The organism is Phyllobacterium pellucidum, from assembly GCF_013327855.1.
Taxonomy (GTDB): Bacteria; Pseudomonadota; Alphaproteobacteria; order Rhizobiales; family Rhizobiaceae; genus Phyllobacterium; species Phyllobacterium pellucidum.
Genome location: NZ_JABUMX010000001.1, coordinates 299,519 through 326,009, shown reverse-complemented (window position 1 = coordinate 326,009; position 26,491 = coordinate 299,519). Strand labels below are relative to the sequence as shown.

General features: G+C 58.4%; 25 protein-coding genes and 1 tRNA gene. 8 read left to right on the top strand and 18 right to left on the bottom strand.

Annotated features, from left to right (window positions below; all coding sequences use genetic code 11):
* Nucleotides 1-20: 20 nt before the first annotated feature.
* Together HQ945_RS01560 and HQ945_RS01555 are read left to right on the top strand one after the other, a co-directional pair.
* Nucleotides 21-341 carry an integration host factor subunit alpha gene (locus HQ945_RS01560; protein WP_008128366.1) on the top strand — a complete coding sequence of 107 codons (321 nt, stop codon included), beginning with the start codon at nt 21-23 and terminating at the stop codon, nt 339-341.
* 137 nt (nt 342-478) lie between these two features.
* Nucleotides 479-1,036, top strand: coding sequence for a MerR family transcriptional regulator (locus tag HQ945_RS01555; protein WP_027232401.1), 558 nt, complete (start codon nt 479-481; stop codon nt 1,034-1,036).
* A gap of 142 nt (nt 1,037-1,178) precedes the next feature.
* Here HQ945_RS01555 and HQ945_RS01550 read toward each other — a convergent pair whose 3' ends face one another.
* The 5 genes from HQ945_RS01550 to HQ945_RS01530 all read right to left on the bottom strand — a co-directional run bounded on the left by HQ945_RS01550 (nt 1,179) and on the right by HQ945_RS01530 (nt 6,963).
* On the bottom strand, nt 1,179-1,493 hold the full coding sequence (locus HQ945_RS01550) for a hypothetical protein (protein ID WP_091918932.1): 315 nt from the start codon (nt 1,491-1,493) through the stop codon (nt 1,179-1,181).
* Between the two features lie 15 nt (nt 1,494-1,508).
* On the bottom strand, nt 1,509-1,760 hold the full coding sequence (locus HQ945_RS01545) for a hypothetical protein (protein ID WP_027232403.1): 252 nt from the start codon (nt 1,758-1,760) through the stop codon (nt 1,509-1,511).
* A 139-nt stretch (nt 1,761-1,899) separates the two neighbouring features.
* Nucleotides 1,900-3,972, bottom strand: a complete 2,073-nt coding sequence (locus tag HQ945_RS01540) for an ATP-dependent helicase (protein WP_113281885.1) — start codon at nt 3,970-3,972, stop codon at nt 1,900-1,902.
* A 205-nt stretch (nt 3,973-4,177) separates the two neighbouring features.
* Nucleotides 4,178-5,860 carry an arylsulfatase gene (locus HQ945_RS01535; RefSeq protein ID WP_091949606.1) on the bottom strand — a complete coding sequence of 561 codons (1,683 nt, stop codon included), beginning with the start codon at nt 5,858-5,860 and terminating at the stop codon, nt 4,178-4,180.
* Between the two features lie 437 nt (nt 5,861-6,297).
* Nucleotides 6,298-6,963 (bottom strand): nitroreductase, encoded by a 666-nt coding sequence (locus tag HQ945_RS01530; RefSeq protein ID WP_091922990.1) that lies wholly within the window; start codon nt 6,961-6,963, stop codon nt 6,298-6,300.
* Nucleotides 6,964-7,620: 657 nt separating this feature from the next.
* Between HQ945_RS01530 and HQ945_RS01525 the strand changes: the two genes are divergently transcribed.
* Nucleotides 7,621-7,697 (top strand) — tRNA-Pro (locus HQ945_RS01525).
* Nucleotides 7,698-7,780: 83 nt separating this feature from the next.
* Here the strand turns inward: HQ945_RS01525 and HQ945_RS01520 are convergent.
* Complete coding sequence (locus tag HQ945_RS01520) at nt 7,781-8,458, bottom strand: DUF1194 domain-containing protein (RefSeq protein WP_113280198.1); 678 nt, start codon at nt 8,456-8,458, stop codon at nt 7,781-7,783.
* Nucleotides 8,459-8,809: 351 nt separating this feature from the next.
* Nucleotides 8,810-9,091: a hypothetical protein gene (locus tag HQ945_RS01515; protein WP_027232407.1), complete on the bottom strand. Its 282-nt coding sequence runs from the start codon at nt 9,089-9,091 to the stop codon at nt 8,810-8,812.
* Nucleotides 9,092-9,439: 348 nt separating this feature from the next.
* On the opposite strand from HQ945_RS01515, the gene HQ945_RS01510 reads away from it, so the two are divergent.
* The gene (locus HQ945_RS01510) at nt 9,440-11,596 is read left to right on the top strand and encodes a mechanosensitive ion channel family protein (RefSeq protein ID WP_113280197.1); all 2,157 of its coding nucleotides are present in this window, start codon (nt 9,440-9,442) and stop codon (nt 11,594-11,596) included.
* Between the two features lie 13 nt (nt 11,597-11,609).
* On the opposite strand, the gene HQ945_RS01505 is transcribed toward HQ945_RS01510, so the two are convergent.
* The 5 genes from HQ945_RS01505 to HQ945_RS01485 all read right to left on the bottom strand — a co-directional run bounded on the left by HQ945_RS01505 (nt 11,610) and on the right by HQ945_RS01485 (nt 16,503).
* A complete protein-coding gene (locus HQ945_RS01505) occupies nt 11,610-11,861 on the bottom strand; it encodes a hypothetical protein (protein ID WP_113280196.1) in 252 nt (83 codons plus the stop codon).
* Between the two features lie 88 nt (nt 11,862-11,949).
* Nucleotides 11,950-13,203 (bottom strand): O-antigen ligase family protein, encoded by a 1,254-nt coding sequence (locus tag HQ945_RS01500; protein WP_175584942.1) that lies wholly within the window; start codon nt 13,201-13,203, stop codon nt 11,950-11,952.
* The gene (locus HQ945_RS01495; protein ID WP_113280195.1) at nt 13,200-14,741 is read right to left on the bottom strand and encodes an undecaprenyl-phosphate glucose phosphotransferase; all 1,542 of its coding nucleotides are present in this window, start codon (nt 14,739-14,741) and stop codon (nt 13,200-13,202) included. Before HQ945_RS01495 ends, HQ945_RS01500 begins: the two co-directional genes overlap by 4 nt.
* Nucleotides 14,742-14,804: 63 nt before the next feature.
* Entirely contained in the window at nt 14,805-15,950 is a 1,146-nt protein-coding gene (locus tag HQ945_RS01490) for a glycosyltransferase family 4 protein (RefSeq protein WP_113280194.1), read from the bottom strand.
* A gap of 7 nt (nt 15,951-15,957) precedes the next feature.
* Nucleotides 15,958-16,503, bottom strand: coding sequence for a polysaccharide biosynthesis/export family protein (locus HQ945_RS01485; RefSeq protein WP_091922470.1), 546 nt, complete (start codon nt 16,501-16,503; stop codon nt 15,958-15,960).
* Nucleotides 16,504-16,743: 240 nt separating this feature from the next.
* Between HQ945_RS01485 and HQ945_RS01480 the strand changes: the two genes are divergently transcribed.
* On the top strand, nt 16,744-18,891 hold the full coding sequence (locus tag HQ945_RS01480; RefSeq protein ID WP_113280193.1) for a GumC family protein: 2,148 nt from the start codon (nt 16,744-16,746) through the stop codon (nt 18,889-18,891).
* Nucleotides 18,892-18,903: 12 nt separating this feature from the next.
* Here HQ945_RS01480 and HQ945_RS01475 read toward each other — a convergent pair whose 3' ends face one another.
* Nucleotides 18,904-20,034, bottom strand: coding sequence for a GNAT family N-acetyltransferase (locus HQ945_RS01475; RefSeq protein ID WP_113280192.1), 1,131 nt, complete (start codon nt 20,032-20,034; stop codon nt 18,904-18,906).
* Between the two features lie 161 nt (nt 20,035-20,195).
* Here HQ945_RS01475 and HQ945_RS01470 point away from each other — a divergent pair, with 161 nt between their 5' ends.
* A complete protein-coding gene (locus tag HQ945_RS01470; RefSeq protein WP_162737142.1) occupies nt 20,196-21,215 on the top strand; it encodes a polysaccharide deacetylase family protein in 1,020 nt (339 codons plus the stop codon).
* Between the two features lie 13 nt (nt 21,216-21,228).
* Here the strand turns inward: HQ945_RS01470 and HQ945_RS01465 are convergent, their stop codons facing one another.
* Nucleotides 21,229-21,444: a DUF2842 domain-containing protein gene (locus HQ945_RS01465; protein ID WP_027232416.1), complete on the bottom strand. Its 216-nt coding sequence runs from the start codon at nt 21,442-21,444 to the stop codon at nt 21,229-21,231.
* Between the two features lie 158 nt (nt 21,445-21,602).
* Here HQ945_RS01465 and HQ945_RS01460 point away from each other — a divergent pair, with 158 nt between their 5' ends.
* Nucleotides 21,603-22,700, top strand: a complete 1,098-nt coding sequence (locus HQ945_RS01460; protein ID WP_113280190.1) for a COX15/CtaA family protein — start codon at nt 21,603-21,605, stop codon at nt 22,698-22,700.
* 4 nt (nt 22,701-22,704) lie between these two features.
* On the opposite strand, the gene HQ945_RS01455 is transcribed toward HQ945_RS01460, so the two are convergent.
* Together HQ945_RS01455 and HQ945_RS01450 are read right to left on the bottom strand one after the other, a co-directional pair.
* Entirely contained in the window at nt 22,705-23,088 is a 384-nt protein-coding gene (locus HQ945_RS01455) for a type II toxin-antitoxin system VapC family toxin (RefSeq protein ID WP_091922478.1), read from the bottom strand.
* Nucleotides 23,085-23,324, bottom strand: a complete 240-nt coding sequence (locus HQ945_RS01450) for a type II toxin-antitoxin system Phd/YefM family antitoxin (RefSeq protein ID WP_027232419.1) — start codon at nt 23,322-23,324, stop codon at nt 23,085-23,087. The genes HQ945_RS01455 and HQ945_RS01450 overlap by 4 nt, the downstream gene beginning before the upstream one ends.
* A gap of 165 nt (nt 23,325-23,489) precedes the next feature.
* On the opposite strand from HQ945_RS01450, the gene arsK reads away from it, so the two are divergent.
* Nucleotides 23,490-24,704, top strand: a complete 1,215-nt coding sequence (arsK, locus tag HQ945_RS01445; RefSeq protein WP_113280189.1) for an arsenite efflux MFS transporter ArsK — start codon at nt 23,490-23,492, stop codon at nt 24,702-24,704.
* Here the strand turns inward: arsK and HQ945_RS01440 are convergent.
* Nucleotides 24,693-25,547: an aminoglycoside phosphotransferase family protein gene (locus HQ945_RS01440; protein WP_113280188.1), complete on the bottom strand. Its 855-nt coding sequence runs from the start codon at nt 25,545-25,547 to the stop codon at nt 24,693-24,695. The two genes, arsK and HQ945_RS01440, sit on opposite strands and share 12 nt — an antisense overlap.
* Nucleotides 25,540-26,475 carry an N-acetyl-gamma-glutamyl-phosphate reductase gene (gene argC / locus HQ945_RS01435; protein WP_113280187.1) on the bottom strand — a complete coding sequence of 312 codons (936 nt, stop codon included), beginning with the start codon at nt 26,473-26,475 and terminating at the stop codon, nt 25,540-25,542. Before argC ends, HQ945_RS01440 begins: the two co-directional genes overlap by 8 nt.
* Nucleotides 26,476-26,491: the final 16 nt, after the last annotated feature.

The following is a 26,491-nucleotide window of genomic DNA, read 5'->3' as shown; positions in this document are numbered from 1 at the left end:
AACGAGAGCTTTGAGATCGTATGGGGGGTAAGACCATTACGCGTGCTGATCTGGCCGAGGCGGTCTACCGCAAGGTAGGACTTTCGCGAACGGAGTCAGCTTCACTCGTCGAAACAATCCTCGATGAGGTATGTGACGCAATTGTTCGTGGCGAGACAGTTAAATTGTCGTCGTTCGCCACGTTCCAGGTAAGGGACAAGAATGAACGCATCGGGCGCAATCCGAAGACCGGGGAAGAAGTCCCGATCCTGCCGCGCAGGGTAATGACGTTCAAGGCATCCAACGTGCTCAAGCAGCGGATTCTCCGCTCCCACCAGACACGCAAAAAGAAATCAGCCTGAATTCGGGCGATTCCGCAACTTTAAGCGTCCTTTTACGCGAGATTGCTGTGAGGTAGTCTCGCGTTCCGCTTGAATTATGCATTGCAAATCGCTGAAAATGGAGGTCGAATCAGATTTTCTCCTGAAAGGGTGAAAACATGGACAAAAGCCCCGACGCATTCAGAACCATCAGCGAAGTCGCGGAAGATCTCGATCTGCCCCAGCATGTCCTGCGCTTCTGGGAAACGCGGTTCACACACATAAAGCCGATGAAACGCGGTGGGGGCAGGCGCTATTACCGTCCGCTCGATGTGGACCTCCTCAAGGGCATCCGCCACCTCCTTTACGATCAGGGCTATACGATCAAGGGCGTGCAGCGTCTTCTACGTGAAAACGGAACGCAGTTCATCATTGCGCTTGGCAGCGGCGATACGGCGGCAGCGGAAGCAATAAGCCAGCAAAAGCAGGCCAATGCCCGCCAGGAGGAAGCGCTAGCAGCCGAACAGGATCGGGTCGATGCTGCGGAGGAAGCCGCGGTCATGGGAACGCCGAAACCTGCGGCCCACGGGCGCCGGCTCTTCGGCCTGATCAAGGGCGAGGAGGAAGGGCCTGTTGCGGCCGATGGCAAGCGCCTCTCCAAGGACAACCGCACGCTTCTGCAGGAGACCTTGTTCGACCTCTTGGAGTGCAAACGTCTGCTCGATCAGGTTCGATAAGCCCACAAAAAAAGCCCAGCTTTCATCGGAATGAAAGCTGGGACTTGGGGGTTGGGCCGTGGGGTGCGGCCTTGCTGGTTGGGAACCAGCACCTATTAAATGCCTATCTGGCGGATTGGTTCCGAAGAACCCTCATAATTTTTTAACGCGCCAGCATACCAATGATGACGCCAAGTCCGGCGATGATCATCAGCGTTGAAACCGAGTTCTGGGTCGGCGTATCGGCGATCTGCCGCGCCTTATGCCCGAGTCCGATAGCAGCACGGCGACCGCGCTCCCGCAGATCGTCGAGCGTCGATGTCTCGTCGTCATCATCGTCGTCGCTAAAATCGTCGAGCAGCTCCACGCCCTTGTCAGCCAAGGTCTTGGTGATGGCGGCAAGATCGCGCTTCAACTCGGCAATTTCGGCCTTGAGGCGAACCTTGTCCGCCTCATTCTCAATGGTTGTTTCATCCATGGCGCTTCGGTCCTTCTATCGCCGAGCGAGCAAGCCGACCAGCACCGCTGCGCCAGCCAGGATTGCGATGGTAGCCACGGGATTTTCGCGCGCTGTGGCGGCTGCATGTTTCGCTTGCTTCGTTGCAATGCGCTTTACTTCATCAAATCGTTCGCTGGTCAAATCGGGAAGACTTGCGGAGATCTTGGAAATTTCCTTGCGCAGGGCAGCGATCTGCGCCTCGACATCACCTTGAATATCGTCCGCATTCTTTGAAAACATTGCCATTTTTGGGAGCTCCTATTACTGACACAGCTATAACGACCGCGCCTCGCGAATGTTCCGCGCTAATTGCCTGCGTGCCGGTCGTTTTGCTCTTTCATCCCTGGATTTTACAGCGCATCAACCTAACGTCGAGGACGGAAACCTACCGCCACATTGCCCGCATTTTTGCGGCGACATCGACACGTTGGCTGCGAACATCCTTGGCGCGCGCCTCCTGATCCCGGTTGTGCACCGGCCACGGCCGATTCTCGAAATACTGCAGCAACGTTGCCGGGATGAAGCGCGTGCGTGATGCGTACACATGACGATCGCCGAGTGAATTCTGGCCGTGCGTGAAGAAACGCTGCGGCAGGATGAGGTGGAGGCTATCCTTGGCGCGCGTCATCGCCACATAGAGCAGGCGGCGCTCTTCCTCGAGTTCGGCCGTCGTTCCAGCGCCAAGGTCGGACGGAATGCAGCCATCGACAGCATTGAGGATAAATACGGATTTCCATTCCAGCCCCTTGGCGGAATGGATCGTCGACAGGATAAGGTAGTCCTCGTCAAGCAGCGGGACGCCCGATTGGTCACTCGTCGCATCCGGTGGATCGAGGGTGAGTTCCGTGAGGAAACGCTCGCGAGACGCATAGCCCGCGGCGATCTGTTCGAGTTGCAGCAAATCCGTCTTGCGTATTTCGGCATCCTCGTGAATGCGGTCGAGATGCGGTTCGTACCAGGCGCGCGCACGCTCGAGTTCGGCAGGCCAGCCGGTCGTTCCGCGCTTCAAGTCGTTCAGCGCATTGACGAAAGCTGACCAGTCATTGCCCGCACGGGGAGGAGGGGCGATCTGCGCGAGCGCGCCGAGCGGATCGGGCTGCTCGGCCATTTCATCGAGAACGCGGCGCGCCGAGGTCGGGCCGACGCCTGGGATGATCTGCATAAGCCGGAAGCCCGCAACGCGGTCGCGTGGGTTTTGTGCAAAACGCAGCAAGGCAAGCATATCCTTCACATGGGCGCTGTCGAGGAACTTGAGGCCGCCGAACTTGACGAAAGGAATGTTGCGGCGCGTCAGTTCGACTTCCAATGGGCCGCTGTGGTGCGACGTCCTGAAAAGCACGGCCTGCTGTTTCAGCAAGGTTCCCGTTTCGCGATTTTCGAGTACCTGTTCGACGATGTAGCGGGCCTGGTCCGCCTCGTCCTTGACGGTCACCATGCGCGGCCGCTCCGCCGACTCGCGCTCGCTCCAGAGGTTCTTGGTAAAGCGTTCCCGCGCCAGATCGATCACGCCGTTGGCTGCGGCAAGGATCGGCTGGGTCGAGCGATAGTTACGGTCAAGGGTGACGATACTCGCCTGCGGGGTGAAGGTGGCAGGGAAATCCAGGATGTTGCGTACGGTCGCTGCGCGAAATGAATAGATCGATTGCGCGTCATCGCCAACGACGGTCAAGCCGACGCCCGCCGGCCGCAAAGCCAAAAGAATCGAGGCCTGCAGCCGGTTGGTGTCCTGGTATTCATCGACGAGAACGTGATCCCAACGGCAGCCCATATCTTCCGCGAGCATCGGATCGCCGACGGTTTGCGCCCAGTAGAGCAGCAGGTCGTCATAATCGAGTACGTACTGCAGCTGCTTGGCTTCGACATAGGCGGCAAAGAGCTCGCGCAGCTGTTTCTCCCACCCGGCCACCCAGGGAAAGAATGCCTGCAGCACCTCAGCGAGCGGTACCTCCGAGTTGACGACGCGCGAATAGATGGCAAGGCATGTTCCCTTGGTCGGAAAACGGCTTTCCGTCTTAGAGAAACCGAGTTCGTGGCGAACAAGGTTCATGAGATCGGCGCTGTCTTCACGGTCGTGGATCGTGAAATCGGGATTGAGGCCGATCTGTTCGGCATAATCGCGTAGCAGGCGCGCGCCAATGCCATGAAACGTGCCCGCCCAGGCCAGCGCGTCGGTCAAGACTCCGGCATTTGCGCCCAGCACCTGCGTACAGATACGCTCTACCCGTCGCGCCATTTCTGAGGCAGCCCGGCGTGAGAAGGTCATCAGAAGAATGCGCCCTGGATCGGTACCTTTGACGATGAGATGCGCCACGCGGTGGGCAAGCGTGTTGGTTTTACCGGATCCGGCGCCGGCAATGACAAGCAACGGCCCGCCAATGGTCGATGGAAGCAAGTCTGTTCCATATTCGACGGCAAGCCGCTGTTCGGGGTTAAGTTTCTCCAGATAGGCAGCGCCCATAGTCCCTCATTGCGGCAGGCCGGTCGGCTGCGTTGCGGCAGCGGTGAGTCGTTGCGCAAGACTACTCCAGCTTGGCCTGCGAACAAATGAAGAACTTTCGCGTTTGGCGTGCAGTCGCGAGAATATCGACGGCAAAGGTGAATTGAGCCGAAGTGGCTAATCGCCGAATGCGGACGGCCCCTAGGGGACGTCCGCATTATTCGTGTCATTCACTTGGATGATGCGCTTGCTTCATCGCCTGAACCTGTTGGATCACCTGTTGGAGGTTATAGCTCGCCGGGTCCTGCATTGGCGGGAAGTCGATATAGCTCTGGAGTTCCTTGAGCCACAATGCCTGGCCGATCGGGAGCATGTTCCAGTCGTAGACGTAGGCAGTCGCCGGAGCCGAGATTGCCCCGCCCATACCGAAAAGCGTCTTTATCTGATCGCCGACAGAGGTTTCGAACGGGTCGCGCTTGATATTGACGACCTGTGTCCAGCTATACGGAATGACACCGGTCAGGAATCCCTGCGGAGCATCGGATACCATCGCGAAGTACATCTTCCAGTTCTTGTAGCGGACGGCTGACGGGTCTTTGCCGGAATAGTAGAAGAATGTATCGCGGGCCGACTTGTCCGACGTTCCTTCAAGATAGTCGCGCTGATTGACGCCATCGAGTGTGGTCTTGGTAATCCCGGGATATGTTCCCTTCTCGATTTCGCTCTTCAATTCATTGCCTTTAGGACCGCCAGCAATGTCAACGAGGGTCGGCAACCAGTCGAGGGAAGCGAACATGTCGTTTTTCACCGTGCCGGGCTTGATGTGGCCAGGCCAGCGCACAACGAGCGGCGCCCGCATCCCGCCTTCCCAGGTCGACAGCTTGCCACCCTTGAAGGGTGTAGTACCGCCGTCAGGATAGGTGATCGTTTCGGCACCATTGTCGGTGGTGAATGCAACAATCGTATTATCGAGTTGTCCCATTTCCTCGAGCTTCTTGAGCACGTAGCCGATGTTGTCGTCCATCTGCTTCATGCCTGCCTCGTTTACACCCCAGTCCTTGCCGCCGGGTTCGCCGACCATCCCGAGATACTTGTCGGAAAGCACGGTGGTTATGTGCATTCTCGCGGGGTTGTACCAGACGAAGAACGGCTTGTTGGTCTTCTTCGGATCGTTGCGATCAAGGAAATCGATGACGTGGCTCGATATTTCCTCGTCGACCGTCTTCGAGCGCTCCAGTGTCAGCGGGCCCTCGTCGGTGCAGGTCTGGTTGGCGCCGGTGCCATCCGAGGATTTGCAAGCCAGTACGGGTCGTGGCGGCATCAAGCACGTCGTCGTTTTCGGATCGACCGCAGCTGGGTCTTCCTTGAGACCAGGGATTGGCGTGTTCCGGCAGGGCGGGGCTATCGTCTGCTCGGTCGGGGTCTTGTTGATATCAGGGAAACTTACCCCCTGCATGGCATCGAGGTGATAGAGATAGCCCCAAAATTCATGGAAACCGTGCGCTGTCGGCAAGGCGTCCGTATGATCGCCAAGGTGGTTTTTGCCGAACTCACCCGTGTTGTAGCCGAGGTCGCGTAGAAACCATGCAAGCGATGGAGTGCCTGGCTTGAGGTAAGACGGGCTGCCGGGCAGTTGTGGCGGTATCATGCCCGTTCGCAACGGGTGCATTCCGGTGAAGAAGGCGTTGCGTCCTGCCGTGCAACTCTGCTCGGCGTAGTAGGTCGTGAACATTGCGCCTTCATTGCCGATGCGATCGATGTTGGGCGTTTCTCCAACCATCAGACCGCGGTGGTAGATGCTCGGCTGCATCCAGCCAATATCGTCCCCCATGATGAAAAGGATATTGGGTTTGGCGTCCTGCGCGTGTACCGCCGCCGTGCCAGCCAAAAGGCCACCGGCAACAGCTATCGCTGCCGTCATGCTCTTCAGTGTCGTTCTCATTCTTCTACTCCCTCGAAGGGCCATTGCAGGATGGCCAAGGCGCTGAAAGGACAAGTTCGACGCAAAACGCGGTGATAGAGCTGACAATGGCGATGTGAGCCACGTGCCGCGCGCGCGTCTCTGTTCCCGGTGGCGTTTTATGCGAGCCGGGCCTGGGAAAAGAATAAAGCTGTCTTCGATCATTCACGCGACGGTGGCAAAGCCCGATACTGCCTTGCGGGGCATTTGTTCGCGCGTAATCAGCACCATGACGCCGGTGTGGCTGGTTTGGAAGTAATTTACAGTAGTATACGTCTGGCGGACCGCGAGCTGCTCCAGGCGCCCTAGATAATCCGCAAACGCGTCGAAACGCCAGCCTCCCGTCGGGCTCGAGCACGAAGGGGTCGCGTACGTGATGTAAGCAACTAACCGCCGACGAACGTGACCGTCTCGGCGAGTGGCGCGCGGCCTGTACGGGGGTAATTCACCGTGGGGTCTTCGTAACCTATCGACATGCCGCAGAAGAGGATGAGACCTTCCGGAGGTGACAGGGCCTCCGCGACCGACTCGCGAACCTGCGACCACGCCATCTGCGTGCAACTGTGCAGTCCTTCGGCGCGGAGCAGCAGCATCACGGTCTGCAGATACATGCCGACGTCAGCCCATTGGGGCAGGCCCAGATCGCGGTCGATATAGCAGAACAGCGCGGCCGGCGCACCGAAGCAGTTCCAGTTGGCAATGGCTGCCCGCTGGCGCGCCTCCCAGTCCTCGCGCGCAATACCGAGCGCGCTGTAGCGCTCCTTGCCGAAGGCGGATCGGCGCTCGGCGTAGGGGGACTTCAACACGGACGGGTACATCTCGTACTGTCGCTCGTCCCACGGGTCGCCGTGGGCCACGCGCTCGACGGCGTCGGTCTTGAGTTCAGCCAACGGCGCGCCGGTCATCACATAGGTATTCCACGGCTGGATATTCGATCCAGACGGAGCCCACGCCGCGGCGGACAGCACGCGCTCGAGCAATTCCCTCGACACAGGCTCGTCTTTGAATCCGCGCACCGCTCGTCGGGTTGCAACTGCCTCATACACATCCATGATCGCCTCCATAACGCGATGCGTTTTTTACTTTTTTTGCAATGGAGGTTGTAGTCACACCGTGGTCTGGGAGGCCTAGATCAAACGTTTAGCGACCTCATGCGTGTGAGGGCATCGCCACCCACCCTTGGTCCTATCGAGCATCGCCAACATTAGGGGCTTCTATGTTCTTACGCCCTGGCGTTGTCAGCCTGGCCCAGTTCAAGCTGCCGAATTATTTTCATCACCGCAGTTGAAGACCAATTGTCCGCGGATGGAGGATGAAAGGGCGAAATATCCAGAAGGGATGCTATGTCCCGTGAAGTCAGCTTCGGATTGGCTGATCTAAGGCTGGAGACAAAATCGGAGATCCTGGTCGCTTGATCGCGCTTGTCGGGCTTGGGGCGATACCGCTTTCGAGGTGGCTGCATGGCTGTTGGGGTCTTGGGGCAAAGTGATTCGGAGATGGGATTCTGTCGGCTCACGACGATCCACACAACCTGATGCCGAGGGATTCTTGGTGGAGAAGGTAGCGATCATGCACGGCGTCCCATTGGAGCGTCGTGGGACATTTGGTGCCGGTCTATTCCACGGCGTGCATTAGTGTGCAGTTTGTTCTTTTTCTTACGTTTGGGGTATTGCTAAAAAAAGTCCAGTAATCTAGGGCTTTCAGCGGTTCGGAGTGTAGCGCAGCCCGGTAGCGCACTTGACTGGGGGTCAAGGGGTCGTGGGTTCGAATCCCGCCACTCCGACCATTATCTCCACAATAGGTGTTGAGCAGCTCGTCCCCACGGGCGATTTCGCCGCATGAATGTTGTCGGCAATTCCGCGCGGCAGGTCAGGACAATTCCCTGATGAGTTTGAGTCTGATCGCTCGCGCAAAATCCTCGAATTTTCGTATGTTCATCACAAACCGCTCGGACCCGAGGATGACCCGGTCGTTGTAATAATCCGCAAGATCGGTCTCTTCATCGGAGATCGCCAGAGCATTGATGGTAACACCCATCTCCTGCGCACGTTGGCGTGCCTGAAGCAGGGAAACCGAGCGCCTCCGTCGGGGTCTCGTCGTTTCCATGCCGTCGCCGGAAATATCTACGATCCGCCGTCTCGCGCACGCATGCGATCCCGACAGGAGCTCGAGCGCGACCCAAAGACCGTCACCTATATCGGTGTTGCCGAAGACCACCCGCTCGCTTTTCTCGATCTCGTCGGCAAACTTTTGCGAAGGCTTGATGCCGTCCATGACGGCCCAGTCGATGATCTGCGCTGGAAACTCGCCGTCTCCCCAAAAGACCGCTGCAACCGCCACGGTGCCGGATGCCCTTATGGCAGACAGGACCTGCCTGTCCCGGAACGCAGCGACGATCGCGGATTTTTGGAATTCGTATTCCTCGTCGCTAATGCTGCCTGAGCCATCGACCGCCAGCACCAGCGCGGTATCGACGCATGCGTGCGACCGCGAAGAAGTGACGATGGCAGCCAAGGTCACCACCGCAAAGAGCAACGCCTTATGCATGGACCACCCCCGTGGTGCGCTCTGACGGAAGCCGTCATCGTAACATGCACGATGGACGAACACTCTCCCCCCAAATGGGTTAAAGGGGCGGGCGACGCATTTGGACAAGTCGGCAAAAAAATTATGAGTGGTTCAAATTGTAGTGGTGCGATTTAGCAATTTAAAAACCTCGGCATTGTACAAGCGCTCTCATGGAACACTCACCAAACTACTACGTCATCGGTCTCACCAGCATGCTGGTCCTATGGGTATCGATCCTGATGTTGTTGCGCACGGCGGGCATGTAGCCCCGGGGGAACGTAGACGGCTTGATTCGCCTCCATTAGCGTCGGCCGTCGCTTCGACGTGGCGTTACTTCCAGACTTCGATCTTCGCGATCTTGTTGTCCTTGGTCATCGTCAACTTATATTGCTCGAACCGGGTCTTGTCGTCGCAGGTGACGCGCACGACCGTCGGGCCCGTCGAAGACAATACCTTGTCGACATAGGCGTTCGATACCTGATCGCACCAGAATCCCGCGTTGCGGATCGCGCGGGCGGTCCGGCGCTCCAGCATGTTCTTTTCCATCGTTTGCGCCTCAGCCAGGTTTGCGATGCAGAAGAAAGCAACGAGAGCCGCAAAGATGAATTTCATGCTCTAACCCCAAGCAAAAGTGGATCTATTCAGGTGGAGATCCGACCGAACAGGCTATTGCCGTCGCCAAGAAGATGCTCGGCACTATGCCGAATTGCAACGATGTTACTGTAACAACTTTGACGCGGCACTTTATTTGACCGAACATCGGACGGGCAACCAGGGTGCCTCCCTCCGATTGCCCCACCCGAGCGGGCCCGGCAATTGATGGCTGATCTCCCTTGCCAGCATGACCGCTTCGGCGGGCGATTCCGGGTTCGCTCGGGTGCATTGATACAGCAATTTATTCGTAAGGCAGTTCGGCATATTGTGGGGCATAGTGAGAGAAATTTTGTTGGGGGCGGATTGATGGGTAGTGTCGTGTTTCGGGTATGGGCTGCGAGAGCGGCCGCGCTCCTTGCACTGGGCCTGATCGCCTTCATAGGCTGTGCCGCAACTGCCCGCGCGCAGACAGCGCCTGCGCCGCCTCCAGCGAAAGTCGAACAGATTTTGAAGCTCCTCGATGATCCCGAGGTCAAGGCGTGGCTCGAGAAAAAGAATGCCGCGCCGGCAACGGAAGGGTCGATGGGCGCGTCGGCGAATGATTTCATGAAGTGGTCCAACGCGATCCGCGCGCATTTACGTGGGATCGGCGAGGCTATTCCGGAAGTGCCGGGTGAGTTCGAGGAAGCCAGCGACACGATCATGACCGAAGTGCATGGTCGCGGACCGGGGGCCATCCTCGTTCTGTTCGCGGGCTTTGCCGCGCTTGGATTCGGCGCCGAGTTTATTTTCCGACGCCTGGTTGGCCGTGCCCATGAACGCAGCCTTGCCAACGTCACCGAGGCCCGTACCACCGCGCGCCATCACGTAATCGGCAAGGCGATATTCATCGCCATTGCGCCGCTCGTTGTCTTTGCAATCGCCAGCGTCGGCGCATTTCTTGCTTTCACCTGGCCGCCACTGCTTTCCCAGTTGGTTCTACCATTGCTGATTGCGCTCATCGCCTGGCGCGCCATCATGCAGATAACGGCGGTCCTTCTCGGCACGCACCGCGCCTATGCGAGCGACGGCGTGCACCCGCAACTGCGCTTGATCCCCATGGACGACGTCAAGGCGAAATTCTGGTATCCGCGCGTCGGTGCATTTGCCTTCATTTTCTTCGCCGGTTGGGCTTTGGCCGGCCTGATGGACGTTCTGAATTTCACGCCGAACGTTCGAAGTCTTCTGGTCTACATTCTCGGCCTTGGTCTGCTTGCAATTGGGATCGAAGCAGTATGGCGCCGCCCGGAAACGCAAACGGAATCAAAGGTCTATCGTTTAAAGGAATGGTTGCTCACCTTCTACTTGTGCGTCCTTTGGCTGCTTTGGATCGCGGGCCTGGGCCTTTTGCTCTGGGTCGGTATCTACGCGCTCGTGCTTCCCCCGATCTTGCGGGCGACGAGCGCCATCGTTCGCTCCTTCTTCGGGAGCGATGAAGAGGCGGCCAAGTCGCGCAGTGCGATTTTCGAAGTGCTCATGGAGCGCGGCGCGCGAGCCATCGTCATTATCATCGCGGTCGCCTGGCTCGCATCGGTTGCAAGGTTCCGCGCAAGCGGCCTGATGGGCGACGAAAGCGCTACACGCCTCATTCGTGGGGTCTTGAGCGGCGTCGTCATTCTGCTTGCCGCCGATCTTCTTTGGCAATTGGCGAAGGGCCTGATCAATCGGCGTATCGAACGTGCACGCATCGAAGGGGGCGATGAGGCCGAGCTTGCCCGCAGCGGCCGTCTGCTGACACTCCTGCCGATCCTGCGCAATTTCCTCGCCGTGCTGATCGTGACTATCGCGGTCATGATGGTGCTTTCCGGCCTCGGCGTCGAGATCGGGCCATTGATCGCCGGTGCCGGCATCTTTGGCGTCGCCATCGGATTTGGCTCGCAATCGCTGGTGAAGGATGTCATCAGCGGCGTCTTCTATATGACCGACGATGCGTTTCGTGTTGGCGAATATATCCAGAGCGGCAGCTACAAGGGCACTGTCGAGTCGTTCAGCATTCGTTCGGTAAAGCTGCGACACCACAGGGGTCCGATCTTCACGGTTCCTTTCGGCACGCTCGGCGCGGTGCAGAACATGAGCCGCGACTGGGTGATCGACAAGTTCCTGATATCCGTGAACTACGACACGGACATTGCCAAGGTCAAAAAGGTGGTGAAGGGGGTAGGGGCTGCCTTGCTCGACGATCCGGAAATGGGTCCACAGATAATCGAAACCGTAAAGATGAAGGGCGTGGAAGCATTCGGCGACTACGGCATCAACTTAAGCTTTGCCATGATGACCAAGCCGGGGCATCAATCCACGATTCGCCGCCGCGCTTATGCGATGATCCGCGAAGCCTTTGCCGAAAATGGCATTGGTTTCGCTTCTCCGACCGTCCAGGTTGCCGGAAACGAGGATCACTCCGCGACCTCCGCCGCGGCCGCCCGCGACACGTTGAACCGCAAGAAGGCGGCAGAGGCGGCGAAGGCAGCTGAAGGGGAAGGCTGAAGCTTAGTTCGGTTCAGGGCGCAATAGTGTCTGCACCGATACGCTTGCGCCGCATAATGACGGCATCGACCGCAAATTCAGCCATTGCCGTTGCGTTGCGGTTGCCGATGATGAATGCCGCCCTGACGAAACGTGCAAGCGTATTGAGCTCGGGATCATTCTTGTCTGAAAGTCCGAGCCTCTTGGCGGCATTGTCGAGGGCGAACTGCATGAGTTCGCCGTCCACTTTCGAATAGTTAGGATTGTCATCGTCGAAAAAGGTCAACGGCGGTCCACCCTCGATATTGGCGTCTCATTTCCCCCCGAACGCCTGGAGAAGATTTATAAATCAAAATGTTTAAATTGCCACAGCCTTATGCCGGAAAACTCGACCTTCGGTTCTGGTAGCGCGTTTCCAGCGCGACGCAGCCCCAGATAATGCCGACAAGCAGCCAGAAATGGCGCCAGTGGTCGGTGTCGATGATATTGCCGATTGCCACATGGGCGACATAGGCGAGGTAGGCGCACAGCAAATAGGGCTGCCACGGCCGCTCGCGAAAGAGAATTCGAAGGCCAAATCCGAGCGTCAGCATGGTCAGGGTCAGATAGCTGATGAAGCCGATCCAGCCATAGTCGAGCGAAGCCTTCAGCCAGATATTGTGCGTGTCTTCGCCGAAGATTGGGCCGAACTCGAGCGGACCTATGCCGAGCGGGCGATCAATCGACATCAACAGCCCATACCAATGGCGGGCAAAGCGTCCGAACTGGGCTTCATCATAATCCTGGACCAGTTGCGCGCGCGCCGTGAAGAGCTCGGAGACGCTTGGTATCTGCAGGGCGATGAGGACGGCAAGCAGAACGAGCACGACCGCAAGGCCGGCAAGGACGATGATCCGCAGGCGAAATTTCGGACTGGGATTGCGAATGAAGAGGACGAAGGCAACGCCTGCGATCATGAACACCGCCATGCCCCAGGCCGCGCGCGAGAAGGAAAGGAACACGCCGAGCGTAATGATCAGGATCGGAACGAGCCGGACGGGCAAGGCTCGCAGATCACCGACCAGAACGCCGTGAACCAGCCAGGCAAGCGGCAGCATCAGGAATGGCCCGAAGACGTTGGGGTCCTGAAATGCGCCCATGGCGCGGCCGTAGCGGGTGAATATGTCCGCGCCGGGAAACGCGTCGAAATAGCCGAGAATGCCGAGTAGCGATGTGCATACGGCTGAAAGAATGTAGGCCTTGAACATCACCGACAGGATTCGTTCATTGGCATTGATGATGGCGGCGTAGAAAACTGCGGTAATGCAAAGAAACAGCGATACGGCAATATACATTGGCGCTGTCTTCAGTTCGGGCATCTGGCCCATGGAAATCACGCCGCCGACATTGAATACCACAAGGATCGCCAGCAGCACGGCAACGGTGCGGGACAGCCGAAGGCCGAACAACGCCCAAATGCCGATAAGCCCTGCCATATAGAGTTCATAGGGCGCCGGCTCGTCGATGACGAAGCCGCTCAGAAACACCCCAAGCCCTACAGCAAACGTCGAGATAAGCCCGATCAGGGCGCGGTTCTTTAGCGCGTGCTTCGCCTTGTCAGCTTCACTCGGGGTTGTGATTGCGCTCAATAGGCGTTGTCCGTGTTGAGGAGGCGGATCGGCGTCAGGAACAGGATCTTGAGGTCGAACCAGAGCGACCAGTTTTCGATGTAGTAGAGGTCGAACTCGGTACGCATCTTGATCTTTTCATCGGAATCGACCTCGCCGCGCCAGCCATTTATCTGGGCCCAGCCGGTGACGCCGGGCTTCACCCGGTGGCGGGCGAAGTAACCGTCGACGACTTCATGATAAAGAAGATTGCGGGTGTGGGCATAGACGGCATGCGGCCGCGGGCCGACGAGCGAGAGCGTGCCCATCAGCGAATTGAAGAACTGCGGCAATTCATCGATCGAACTCTTGCGGATGAAACGGCCAACGCGGGTCACGCGCGGATCGTCCTTCACCACGGCGTTGCGGGCGGTCGGATCGCACATGTCGGTGAACATCGAACGGAATTTCCACACCTCTATCAACTCGTTGTTGAAGCCGTGCCGCTGCTGCTTGAAAATCACCGGACCCTTACTCTCGAGTTTGATGGCGATCGCCGTGCCAATGATTACGGGGCTGAATATGATAAGTCCCAACAGGCTGAAGAAGATGTCGAAGGCACGTTTTGCCACCGAATCCCAATCGTTGATCGGCTTGTCGAAGAGATCGATCATCGCGACCGAGCCGATATAGGAATAGGCGCGGGGGCGGAACTGCAGGTGATTATTGTGCGCGGAAAGCCGGATATCGACCGGGAGCACCCATAATTGCTTCAAGAGGGAAAGGACGCGCGCCTCGGCCGTGATCGGCAGCGAAACAATGAGCATGTCGATATGGGCGATACGGGCGAACTCGATGAGTTCGGCAATATTGCCGAGCTTGGGATAGCCCGCGACGACGGCAGGCGAGCGCTTGGCGTCGCGATCGTCGAAGACCCCGCAGATGCGAATGTCATTGTATGGCTGCTGTTCGATCGACCGGATAAGCTCCTCGGCAGGCTTGCCGCCGCCGACGATCACCGCGCGGCGTTCCATCTTGCCGTTGCGGGCCCAGCGGCGGATCAACCTCGACATCACGAGGCGAAAACCGACAAAGGCGACGAGCGCCGTCACGTACCAGGCCCCGAACCAGAGGCGCGAGAAATCCTCGGAGACCTTGAGGAAGAAACCAGCCAGCGAGATCAGGGCAAAAGCACCGGAAATGCTCAAGACAAGGCGGCCGATCGTATGAAACGGATCGCGCATGACCGCAAGCTGGTAGCTGTCCGCAAACTCGAGAAAGAGGATGCTTAGCGTTGCCGTTGCGAATATCGCCGCCGTGTAGTGCATCAACGAATTCGCAGGCGAGCCGACATAGATGACGAAGACGGCAAAACCGACAAACGCAATGATTGCGAATTCGATCATGCGCATGACACCGCTGATCATGACGGGAGAATTGGTATTGCGCGCATATTGGGAGGCAATGGCGTGAGCGATGGGGCTCAGTTTAGCCTTCTCCTCGACCGGCTTGGCGGGCCGCGAAGCAACGCTGCGCACAGCATCGCGCGAAAACCCGTGGTCGGCTTTTCTGTCTTTCATGATTGACCCTGAAGTTGTAGCGGCCCTCATTAGCACGGATCGCCCTGAAATACAGAAAAGAAACTAATCTTGTGTTGCAAGCGCTGAGAAGTACTCAGCCTCCAGGCGTGCGGCCATGTTTGCTACGCCGAATTTCTCGCGAAGGGCGTGTATATCGGGAAGCAGCACCTTGAAAGCAGGAAGATCGCTGATGGCGCGCGTCATGGTTTTCGCCAGCGCCTCGGCGTTCGGCTCGACGAGCGCGCGCGACGTTTCGCCAAGGATTTCAGGAATTCCCCCAACCCGGCTGGCAATGACAGGACGACCGGCGGCGAGTGCTTCCAGCACAATATAGGGCAGGGCCTCAGCAAGGGAGGGAATGACCACTACCTTTGCCAGCCTGAAGGCTTCGCGCGCCTTCATGGGCATGAGAAAGCGGATGTGCGGGCCCAAACCGTCCCTTTGCGCCTGCTCGACTACGGCGGCGCGGTCGTTGCCATCTCCGATCATGACGGCTTTCAACGTGTGCCCGGATGCGGCGCTCGCCTGCGCCAGCGCGCTTACAAAAATATCCGGTCCTTTCAGTTCGCGAATCTCGCCGATGAAAAGGAAGTCCGCCGCATCGCCGTCCAAAGGGACTGGCTCGAACTCGCTGTCCTTGAGGCCATTATAGATCAGTGCATGTCCGCAGCGCGGGACACCGATCTTCTTGGAATAGACGCCTTGTTCATAGGCAGACACGAATATGATCCGGTCTGTCATCCGTTCCAGCAGCCGCTCGACGCGAAAAATGACGCGGCCCTGCATGGTTGCCGGATCGAAATGGAGGCTCCCGCCGTGAGGCGAATAGAAGCGCGCGACCTTCGTGCCGGTAAACCGCCGCAGCATCGATCCGAAAAGGCGCGCATAGGTGCCGCCTTTTGCGCCGTGGCCATGGAGGACATCGGGAGCCATCCTGGCGATGATCTTGTAGGTGCGGAACGCGGCAATGGCATCGCCGGGACCGATCTGGCGTTGCATGGCGATCCGCTCGAGGCCAAGTTCAAGCTTGCCGCGCATCTCGTCGAGCAGCGCTTCCTCGAAGGCGCCGCCAGTGGACGCGTCACAGATGACGCCAACCTTGTGCCCCGCGGCCACCTGCGCATCGATGAGGTCGCGAACATGACGGAATATCCCGCCGACGGGAGCGCGAAAGCAGTGGACAATCCGCAGCGATTTCTCGTTCGTCATGACAGGATCAGAAGAACCGTTCGCGCACGTAGAGCGTGTCGCCGGGCAGCACCTGTTCGGAAATGATGACGCGGCCGGTCAGGCTCTCGCCATTGATCTGACGAGTAATGTCGACATCCGCCTGGTTAGCGCGCGGCGTGAACCCGCCGGCAGCGGCAATCGCCTTTTGAGCGGTCATGCCGGGAACGTAGGAATATTGGCCAGCTGCGCCGACTTCGCCCATGATGAAGACAGGACGATATCGGTCGATCTCCACTGCCACGTCAGGATCGCGCAAGAAGCCTTTGCGAAGTTTGGCGGCAACCGCCGCCTCTATCTGTTGTATTGTCTTGCCGCGGGCAGGAACGCTGCCGACAAGCGGAACCGAAATATAGCCGGCCTGGTCTACGCTATAGGTATTGGTGATACCCTCCTGATCGAAGACGGTCAGACGTATGCGGTCGCCGGCATCCAAGACGTACGGCTTGTTGATCGCTGCGTTGAAAGCAGGGGGAGCCGGCCGGTAACTGGCGCATCCACCGAGCGTCATCGATAGCACGCCAATGGCGACCATTAAGATCTGTTTGCTGGACACGGCCTGAACCCTAACGACAGTTGCAACGAGAATTCTCGATTCTTGCTGGGATTATCAATTCATTAGGGTTAATGGCTGGTAAAATATCGGCAAAGGCCGGCGCTTCATGTGCTTAAGAATAGTATGCCTCAATTTGATCATGCATTCGCAGCAGATATTCTTAACGCGCTGGTTACCATAGGCATTTACCATGTCGCCGATCGAAGTGGAGTTGCATGAATGGCCGGGGCGAGCACTGTCGGTAACGATGTAGACATTGATATAGGTGCCTTGTTCGCCAGCCTTTGGCGAAGCAAGTGGCGCATCCTCCTCGGCTCAATTCTGCTGACGGGGTTGGCATTTGCTGCCTTGTCGTCCGTTTCGCCAAAATATCGGGCGGAAACACGGATACTCATCGAGACGCGGGAGTCGATATTCACCCGTCCGACGACGCAGCAGGCGGACGATCGGGCGGTCATCGATCAGGAGGGCATCAAGAGCCAGGTCGAGGTGATCAATTCTTCCGATCTCCTGAAGCGCGTCATCGTCAAGCTCGACCTCGGCAAGAATCCCGAACTTTCCGCTGGAGCCGAGCCATCGGCAATCGGACGCTTCTTCGGCGAGGTGGGTATTGGCAAGAACCCGGACGTAGAGACCCGCGACGACTATATTCTTCAGGGCGTGCGCGATCGGCTTGTCGTCTATGCAGTACAGAACTCACGCGTCATCGTCGTCCAGTTTTCGTCAAAGGACCCGGCGCTCGCTGCCGCGGTCGCCAACGCCATTGCCGACGAATATATTGCCACTCAGCAGGCATCGAAGTCGCAATCGAACGAAGACGCCACGGGCTGGCTGCAACCTGAAATCGACGATCTCAGCAAGCGCGTTAAGGAAGCCGAGGCCAAAGTCGCAGCTTTCCGCAGTTCGTCCGATCTCCTTATCGGCCAGAACAATGCCGTGCTTGCAACGCAGCAATTATCCGAGCTTTCCTCGGAATTGTCGCGTGTTCGTGCCAATCGCGCTGCGACCGAAGCAAAGGCCGAAAGCGTGCGTACGGCGCTTGCCAATGGTGCAGCTGTCGAAACGCTGCCAGACGTGATGGCATCGCCCCTGATCCAGCGGCTGCGCGAGCGGCAGGTGCAACTCAACAATGACATTGCCGACCAGTCATCCACGCTTCTGAGCGGACATCCGCGCATCAAGGCATTGCGCTCGCAGCTTGCCGATCTCAACCAGCAGATCCGGCTGGAAGCCCGCAAGGTTCAGGGCTCGCTCGAAAGCGAGGCTGAGACGTCGCGCCTGCGCGAAGCCCAACTGATCCGCTCGCTCGATGAATTGAAGGCGCAATCGTCGAGGGCCGGCGAAGAAGAGGTGGAGTTGCGCGCGCTTGAGCGCGAGGCCACAGCCCAGCGGCAATTGCTCGAATCCTACTTGACCCGCTACCGCGAGGCCTCGTCGCGGATCGACCGCAGCTCGATGCCTGCGGATGCCCGCATTTTTTCGCGGGCCGACCGGCCAATTGAGCCCTATTTTCCGAAGATCATGCCAATGACCATTGCGGCATTCGTCGCCTCGCTGCTGTTGCTGAGCATTTTCACCCTGCTGCATGCGCTGTTTACCGGAGCGGCCCTGCGCCCTGCTTACAGTGCGCGGGAGGCCCTCCCGGAACCCGTGCCTCCCGCACTCCCGCTCAGTCCGGCGACGCTCGCGATTTCAGGGCCGGAAGAAACCCCGCGGCCAGCAATCGAACCTCCGGCGAAGGAGGCACTCACTGTTCCGGTTCAAGCGGACCATTCCGGAGTTGCCAATGTGGCCGCCCGGCTGATGGCAAGTGGGGCGGCGCGAGCGGTCGTTGTTTCCCCGGAGGGTGATGAAGCTTCGGCCCTCACCATACTGCTGGTCCGCGAGCTTGCCGACCGCGGCGTGCGGGTCATCCTCATCGACATGACCGGCTCCGGCGAGATTGGCCGTTCCATGCTCGATGAGAAGAACCTTCCGGGCATCACCAATCTGCTCGTATCCGACAAGCATTTCAGCGATGTGATCCACCCCGATCACTATTCGCAGGCCGAGGTCATTCCGCTTGGCAATCACGACCCGGCCAAGGCGATGCAATCGGTGGGTCGCCTGCCCATGATCCTCAATGCCTTGCAATCGGCATATGATCTTGTGGTGATCGATGGTGGTGCGGCCACCGTCAAGGAGTTGAAACATATCATAGCCGACGGCACCGAGCTTATCCTCTGCGTCGTCGACCCCGATGATCCTGATGTGGTGGCGACAGCAAAGGCGGTGTTTGACGCCAAGCTCCTGCAGCCGGAACTTCTGACCGCATTCAACAAGGAACAGTTGCGGCTCGATGGCGGAAGGATTGTTCGCTCTGCCTAGCGCTCGGCCCTGCTAGGATTGGCCGCGGAGCTTCGCGCGGGCCGTCTTGACCATCGCCCAGACTTTTTCGTTCTGCTTGATCCGGCGCACCACTGAGCCGCGTGCACCGAGATAGAGCGAGAACAAGCGTCCCTTGGCAGTCAAGCTGATGTCATTGTCGTAGGTTGGCGTCTCGATTTCGCTCCAGCTGCGCTTGTACGGCTCGTCCCCGATGCCGAAACTATAGATGGCGAGATCAGCGCCGCAGCTTTCCTCGATATCCTTATAGAACAGGAATTCACCCGGGCTCGTACTGACGAGTTCGTCGTCGGCGATCCCGACGAAGTCGATGAAGGTCATTCCCTTGGCGTGAGATTTGCCGAGAACCGCCCGATATTTGCCTTTGACTTCCAGAGCCCGCAACTGAAAACGCGGCGAGGCGGCATTTGTTTCGTCGGCAAACAAGTGGTGAAAAAACTCCTTAACGCCCTTCGGCTCATAGGTGTTCGTGATGCCTGCCCGCGCCAGGCGATCAGACTTCCAGGCAAAATAATCGTCGAGCATGTTCCTGCTTTCGGCGGCGCTGGCAGCCGTGACGATCTTGAAGCCCCCTGCGTCGTCATAGCGCCGGACCACGTGCCGATGCTTCTTCATCTTTCGCTTTGAATTGTGGCGGTTGAGGACGGTCTCGAAACTGCCATCAAGCCGGATGGCGAGGCTGATATTGGGGTTTGTGCGATGTTGCAACTGCATAAGTGGATTGGCAGCCCCGGCAAGCTCGGGGAGCTGGCGTGACAGCGTAACGATGTCGATGTCGGGCCTCGCCCTGTGCAACGCCTGAAAGAGACCGTTGAGATCGTCTTGAGTGATCGAGAGCGTGGGTAAAAGTGCGGGAAAATTGCAGTTTGCGTGGGGTCCGCCGACATAGCACGCAATGCGCAAGCTTCCTCGTCGCTCGACCTCCAGCGGCAGGAGGAGTACAGGGGCGCCGTCCATTAAAAGTGCCGCAACGAGACAATCGGAATTGGCGGATGATTGCCAGCAGGAGAACCAGTGTGCAGTCTGCGCAGCACCCGCGAGAAGTTCACCTGCAAAGGCATTCCATAAAGTCGTTGCTTCGCTGGCATCGACAACGATTCGAGGCACAAGCCGGGAAGGAGCCATATTGTTTTCCGTCGGGGAGAAAGTTAAAGAGGACTCATTGATCAGTATTTTTTAAACATTTAGGTTGCATGAATTCCTGAAAACAACCCTCCGATTATTCTTGATTAGCGTAAATTGGTGAAAGAATGGTCCACACGGCTGATTTATTACGCAAAGCCGTGATGCGACTGGCTTGGCATAGTGGTTTCGCGCAAGGCGCGCGCAATCGCTTTGGCGGGCTTGGTTCGATCATCATGCTGCACCGCGTCCGTCCCGATTGCATAAGTCCGCTCGGTGTAACACGCTCGCTGTCCATCACCCCGAAATTTCTCGACGAGATTCTTGTCTCGCTGAAAGCGGAGGGCACCGAGTTCGTGTCGATGGACCAGATGGCCGATCGCGTTCAGAACGGCGTTCGCAGCGATCGGCGTTTTGTCGCGGTAACGCTTGACGATGGCTACAACGACAATCTCAACCATGCATATCCCGTGTTCCAGAAGTATCACGTCCCATTTACGGTCTATGTGGCGCCGGGCTTTATTGAAGGCGCAGCAGTGCTCTGGTGGGAAGTCGTTGAAAAGCTGGTCGCGCAGACGACACACATCAAGGTGCCGGGCGGGCCGGAGTGGCGCTGCTCCACGGTCCTTCAGAAACGCGCGGCTTTTCATGGCCTTATGCGATATTTCTCATATACATTGACGGAACTGGAGCAATTGCCGGTCCTGCGCGAAATGTGCACCGAAGCCGGTATATTGTGCGGCGTTGCGGCAGATCAGGACGTCATGACCTGGAAGGAATTGCAGCAAATTTCGGCCGATCCCTTGTGCACGATCGGCGGCCACACGGTGCACCACTACAATCTCAAGCGTCTGACCCCCCGCATGGTGGCCCAGGAAATGCGCCAATCGGCGGATATGATCGGCGATCATCTCGGCAAGCGCCCTGTCCACTTCGCGTTTCCATACGGGTCCGCCAAGGCGGCCGGCCGGCGTGAAGCCGAGATAGCGAAGGACGAGCGCTTCGTTTCGGCGGTGACGACGCGCCATGGCACGATCCATGTCGAACATCGAACCAATCTGCATGCACTGCCACGCATATCGATCAACGGTCGCTTCCAGAAACTCGTCTATGCCCAGACGATGATGAGCGGGGTGACGACACCCATTGCCAATGCCGGTCGCAGGGTTGTGCAGGGCGATTAAGGACGCGCCAGGCTCAGGCCTTCTTCTTCGGCGCCTTTTCCATCCAGCTGATGATGAACATTGCCGGGACGACCCACAATATCCCCGTGCCAAAGAAATAGAGGAGATGGATCCAGGGGCTGGCATTGGCGAGGAGGGCAACCGCGAAGACCGTCGCGATGATGGCGTAGACGCATACCAGCGCCACGAGCAGAAATGTACCAATAAGTTTCTTCAGCCGGACCGGCATCGCATTCTCCAAGTTCAGCGCTTCCTGTAGCGCCTAAAAACCGGATCGGAAAGCCAAAAAGCCCGCCATACTGGAAAAACGCGACGGCGTGTCGCGCGAACCCAGCTTGTCTTCGCCACCTTTATGCGGCACCTATCCGCGACCGACAGGAGTATGCGATGACCGATCAGACAATCAGCGCCGGCGCGATCAGCCTCATTCAGGATCGCGAAGCTCGCAACCGCCAGTACGTGCGGATCTGGCTTTATCTGGTCCTTATTGTCCTCGCCACGATCGTCATCGTCGGCGGAGCCACGCGCATGACCGGCTCCGGTCTTTCGATCACAGAATGGAAGCCGATCCACGGCATCATTCCGCCCCTCGGTCACGACCAGTGGATCGAAGAATTCGACAAGTATCGCCAGATTCCCCAGTACGAACGGCTGAACAAGGGCATGAGCCTTTCCGAGTTCCAGCAGATTTTCTGGTGGGAATGGGCGCATCGCTTTCTCGCACGCAGCGTCGGCTTTCTGGTCGCCTTGCCGCTCGCCTTCTTCTGGCTCACCGGCCGTCTGGAGCGCCGCCTGAAGCCGCGCATGGTCGGTATCCTCGCCCTCGGCGCGCTGCAGGGTGCGGTTGGCTGGTGGATGGTAGCGTCCGGGCTCGTAGACCGCGTCGACGTCAGCCAATATCGTTTGGCCACTCACCTGACGCTCGCCTGCATCATCTTTGCGGCGGTAATGTATGTGGCGCGGGGTCTTGCCGTATATTCCGAAGCCCCGGCGGAGCGCGCGATCCAGCGCTTTGCCGGCTGGTTTGTCGTATTGGTATTCATCCAGATCTATCTTGGTGCGCTCGTCGCGGGTCTCGACGCGGGACTATCCTATAACACCTGGCCGTTGATGGATGGCTCGATGGTTCCGGGCGATCTTTTCCCGATCCAGCCGATCTGGCACAACTTCTTCGAGAATCCGAAGACGGTGCAGTTCGTCCATCGCTGCTTTGCTTATTTCGTCTTCCTCGTGGCGATCTGGCAGGCCGTCTCAGTCAGCCGCAGTGCACCGGGCACGACCCATGCACGCCGCGCCGTGCTTCTCGCGGTGATTGTCGCGCTGCAGGCGGCGATCGGCATCACGACGCTCTTGATGATGGTGCCAATCGGCCTTGGCCTTCTTCATCAAGGCTTTGCAATCGTTCTGCTCGGGTTTTCGGTCGCGCACTGGCGCGCCACAAAGGGCAGCTATCCACATGAGACCGAGGTAATCGCGGGAAGATAGCTGATCATCGCGCCCAGAGTTGTGCGACTTCGCGGAATTCGTGGATGACGGCGTCGGCGTGCAGCAGGATCAGTCCGTCCGATTGGGCTTGTGCCACGAGCATGCGGTCAAACGGATCGGCATGGGCCCATTCGAGCCGGCCCGCCAATTCTGCGTGTGCGGTCGACATAGACAGCGGCAAAAAGCCGTTAGCTTCGATGGCGGCGTGGGCTGAGCCGTTGAAGCGCAATTTACCCTTGGCGCTCTTGATTGCGATTTCCCAAACGGATGCTGCGCTTACATAGACTGTATTATCAGGGTTTGCGATGACCGCTCGCGCCGTAGCGCCCATCTCTGAGGCCCCGGCATCCCACCAGAGAAGCACGTGGGTATCGAGCAGAAGGTTCATGCGTTGCCGCCACTGAAGAGCTCGACAGTCTGATCATCCACAGCATCGAAATCCTCCGCGATATAGGATATTCCGAGTGCCTTTGCCGGGTGCCGTGACTGTTTCTGTTTCGGCAATGGTCCCAGTCTGGCCAATGGCACGCCGTTCTTGGCGATCACCACTTCTTCACCAGCCGCTGCACGGTCAACAAGGTTGGAAAGATTGGTTTTTGCGTCATACAGATTGACTTTGTTCATTGGCGGCTTCCTCTTGACTAACTTGACCAATGTAAGGCCCATAGGGCGCTTGGTCAAGTTGGTCAGGCACGAGATTTTGTACGGAACCGTTTTCCGCGAACGGGACTCAGTGTAGTTCTTGGCTGCCGCTCGCAAGAAGCGGGACAACATGTGGAAACGAATAGAATGACCCTAAGTGCGAGACGCTCACTGGCCGCTGTCAGCGCTCTCGGCGTTTCGCAAATCATCAGCTACGGCACGCTCTATTACAGTTTCAGCATTCTGGCGCCGGCGATGGGCGAGGAGTTTGCGCGCTCGCGCGAATGGCTGTTCGCTGCATTCTCCGGGACGCTGCTCATCGGTGGCATCATTTCACCCTGGTCGGGACGCTGGGCCGATCGTTTGGGCGCGGGGCGGGTCATGACGCTTGGTTCGCTTGCTGCCGCAGTGTCATTGCTGGTCTGCGCCTGGGCGCCAAACTGGAGCATCTTTGCTCCTGCGTTGGTGACGACGGGCATCGCCACGCCGTTCATTCTTTACAACACGGCCTTTGCGGTTCTCGTGCAGATCGATCCGCAAGCGGCTCCTCGCCGAATTACGCTACTGACGCTCATTGCCGGTTTTTCCTCGACGCTGTTCTGGCCCTTGGCGACAGGGCTCTTGAAATGGTTCACCTGGCGCGAAATCTTCCTGTATTACGCCGGCCTCCAGCTCTGCATCTGTTTTCCGATCCATTTCTGGCTATCCCAGATGACCAGACGATCGCCGATGCTGAGACCGGAGGCGTCATCTGATCCTGCAACCTTCGATGCCGGCTCCTTGCCTCTGGCAAGCCGCCGTTCTGCCCTCATTCTCATTGCCAGCGGCTTCTCATTCGGAAGTTTTGCCCTTTCCGCTATGCTTGTGCACCTCGTTCCTGTTCTGGCGGCGGTGGGGCTCGGCACGTCAGCGGTGCTGGTCGGCACGATCTTCGGGCCGTCTCAGTTTGCAAGCCGTCTCGTCAACATGGTGCTCGGTCATCGGTTCTCGGCGCTCGCCGTGGCTATCCTCTCCACGGCCTTGATCCCGCTTGCATTCCTCATGCTGCTCCTGCCGCCGCCGGTGCCGCTGATCGCCGGCGCAGTATTGTTCGCGATGCTTTTCGGCATGGGCTCGGGACTGAACAGCATTGTCCAGGGAACGCTCCCACTCGCCCTGTTCGGGCATCGAGGTTACGGCGAAATTCTCGGCAAGATCACCGCTGCGCGCCTGACTGTGTCGTCAACGGCGCCCTTTATTTTCGCGTTTATCCTTGAGCAGTTTGGTCCGCATGCGGCGCTCGCCATTGCCGCCTTTGTCGGATGTTGCGGTGTCGTCACCTTCCTGATGGTCGCGCGCCTTGTACGCCGTTCATACCAGTGAAGTGAGTACACTCCGTACCGCCCGCGCGACGGCCAGACTGCGCTCGGCCTCCTCGAAATTTTGATCTTCCGTGTGCCAGGAGGCGGAAAGTGCCGCGTGGGCCATGGCATAACCGAGAATGGTGCGAATGTCGCGATCGAAGGCGCGCGAAAACGTCCGCGCCATGGTCGCGACGCGCGTCTCGCTTGCTCTCAGATCCTGACGATCCAGCGGGTTGTAGAACATGTTGGCCGCGTCATACATCGGATCGCCGAGAAGGCCCTTGGGATCGATGATCAGCCAACCCCTGTCGCCAAAGAGAATGTTTTCGTGGTGGACATCGCCGTGCAGCGGCTGCACGTTCATTGGTTTGTTCATCAACTCGTCTGCGATCCGTGCCGCCTCCACGAACAGGCTGTCGATGCCATTGCTGTGGTCGCTTTTCGCCTTGGCAAAGAGGCTCGCAAACTGCCGGCGGATCGGGATGAGGTCGGTCGCGAAAGCTCGGTCGTCGTGCGGTGTGTCCAGGAGTTTGCGCAACACCTCGACGGCGATAGCAGTCGCCGCTTCATCGCCAAATTCGTTGAGATGGTCGAGAAGGGTGCGTCGGCCGGCATATTCGAGCAGCAGCAGGTTGTCCTTGATCGCAAGGACGCGGATCGCACCGCTGCCGTCGTGCCAGTCGAGGTAATGAACGCCAGGCAGCTCGTCCTTCAGGCCGATCGGCGTCAAAGCCTTGACGATGGCCGGCGTTCCATCAGGGAGCCGCACCTTGGTAATGCGGCTTGTGGGCGTTTCGGCGAGGAGTTCAGGGGAGGAGACGTTCCACTCGGCGGGAAACGTCTCATTCACCGTATCACCCATGGCCGATCATGAGATCGAGGTTCTGCACGGCCGCGCCGGATGCGCCCTTGCCGAGATTGTCGAGGAGCGCAACCAGATTGACCTGTCCCTGATCCTCCGAGCCGAAGACGAACAATTTCATTATGTCCGTGTCGCGCAGTTCTTCGGCATCGAGCCGTGCAAGTTGCACGCTCTCGGCAAACGGAACGACCTGGACGATATCCTGGCCTTCATAGTGGGCACCAAGCGCCGCGTGGATGTCGGCCAGTGAAGGATTGCCATCGAGGTCGGCTGTGAACAGCGGCACCTGCACGATCATGCCTTGTGGAAAGCGTCCGACGCTGGGCGAAAACAGAGGACGGCGCTCGAGGCGGCCATGCATCTGCAGTTCCGGCACGTGCTTGTGCTTGAGCGGCATGGCGTAAAGGAAATTGTTGGCCGTGATATGGTCCGGGTTGGCCGCGTCCTCCATCTGCGCAATCATCTGCTTGCCGCCACCGGTGTAGCCGGAAACTGCGTTGACAGTGACCGGATAGTCGGCGGGTAGAATGCCGGCATCACGCAGCGGGCGCACCAGCGAGATCGCTCCGGTCGGATAGCAACCGGGATTGGCGACGAGCCGGGCGTCGACGATCTTCTGCCGCTGCGCGCGGTCGAGCTCGGCAAAACCGTAAGCCCAGTCGGGATGCACGCGATGTGCCGTCGAGGTATCGATGATCTTGGTCGAATTGTGCCCCTCGAGGATTGAGACGGCTTCTTTCGAAGCGTCGTCCGGCAGGCACAATATGGCGACGTCGGCCTCCTTCAGGTAGTCGGCCCGCATATCGCGGTTACGACGTTCGGCTTCCGGAATCGACAGGACCTCGAGATCGTCGCGGCCAGCAAGGCGCGTCCTGATCTGCAAACCTGTTGTGCCGTGTTCGCCGTCGATGAAGATCTTGGGTTTCATGTCATTGCCCTTGGAA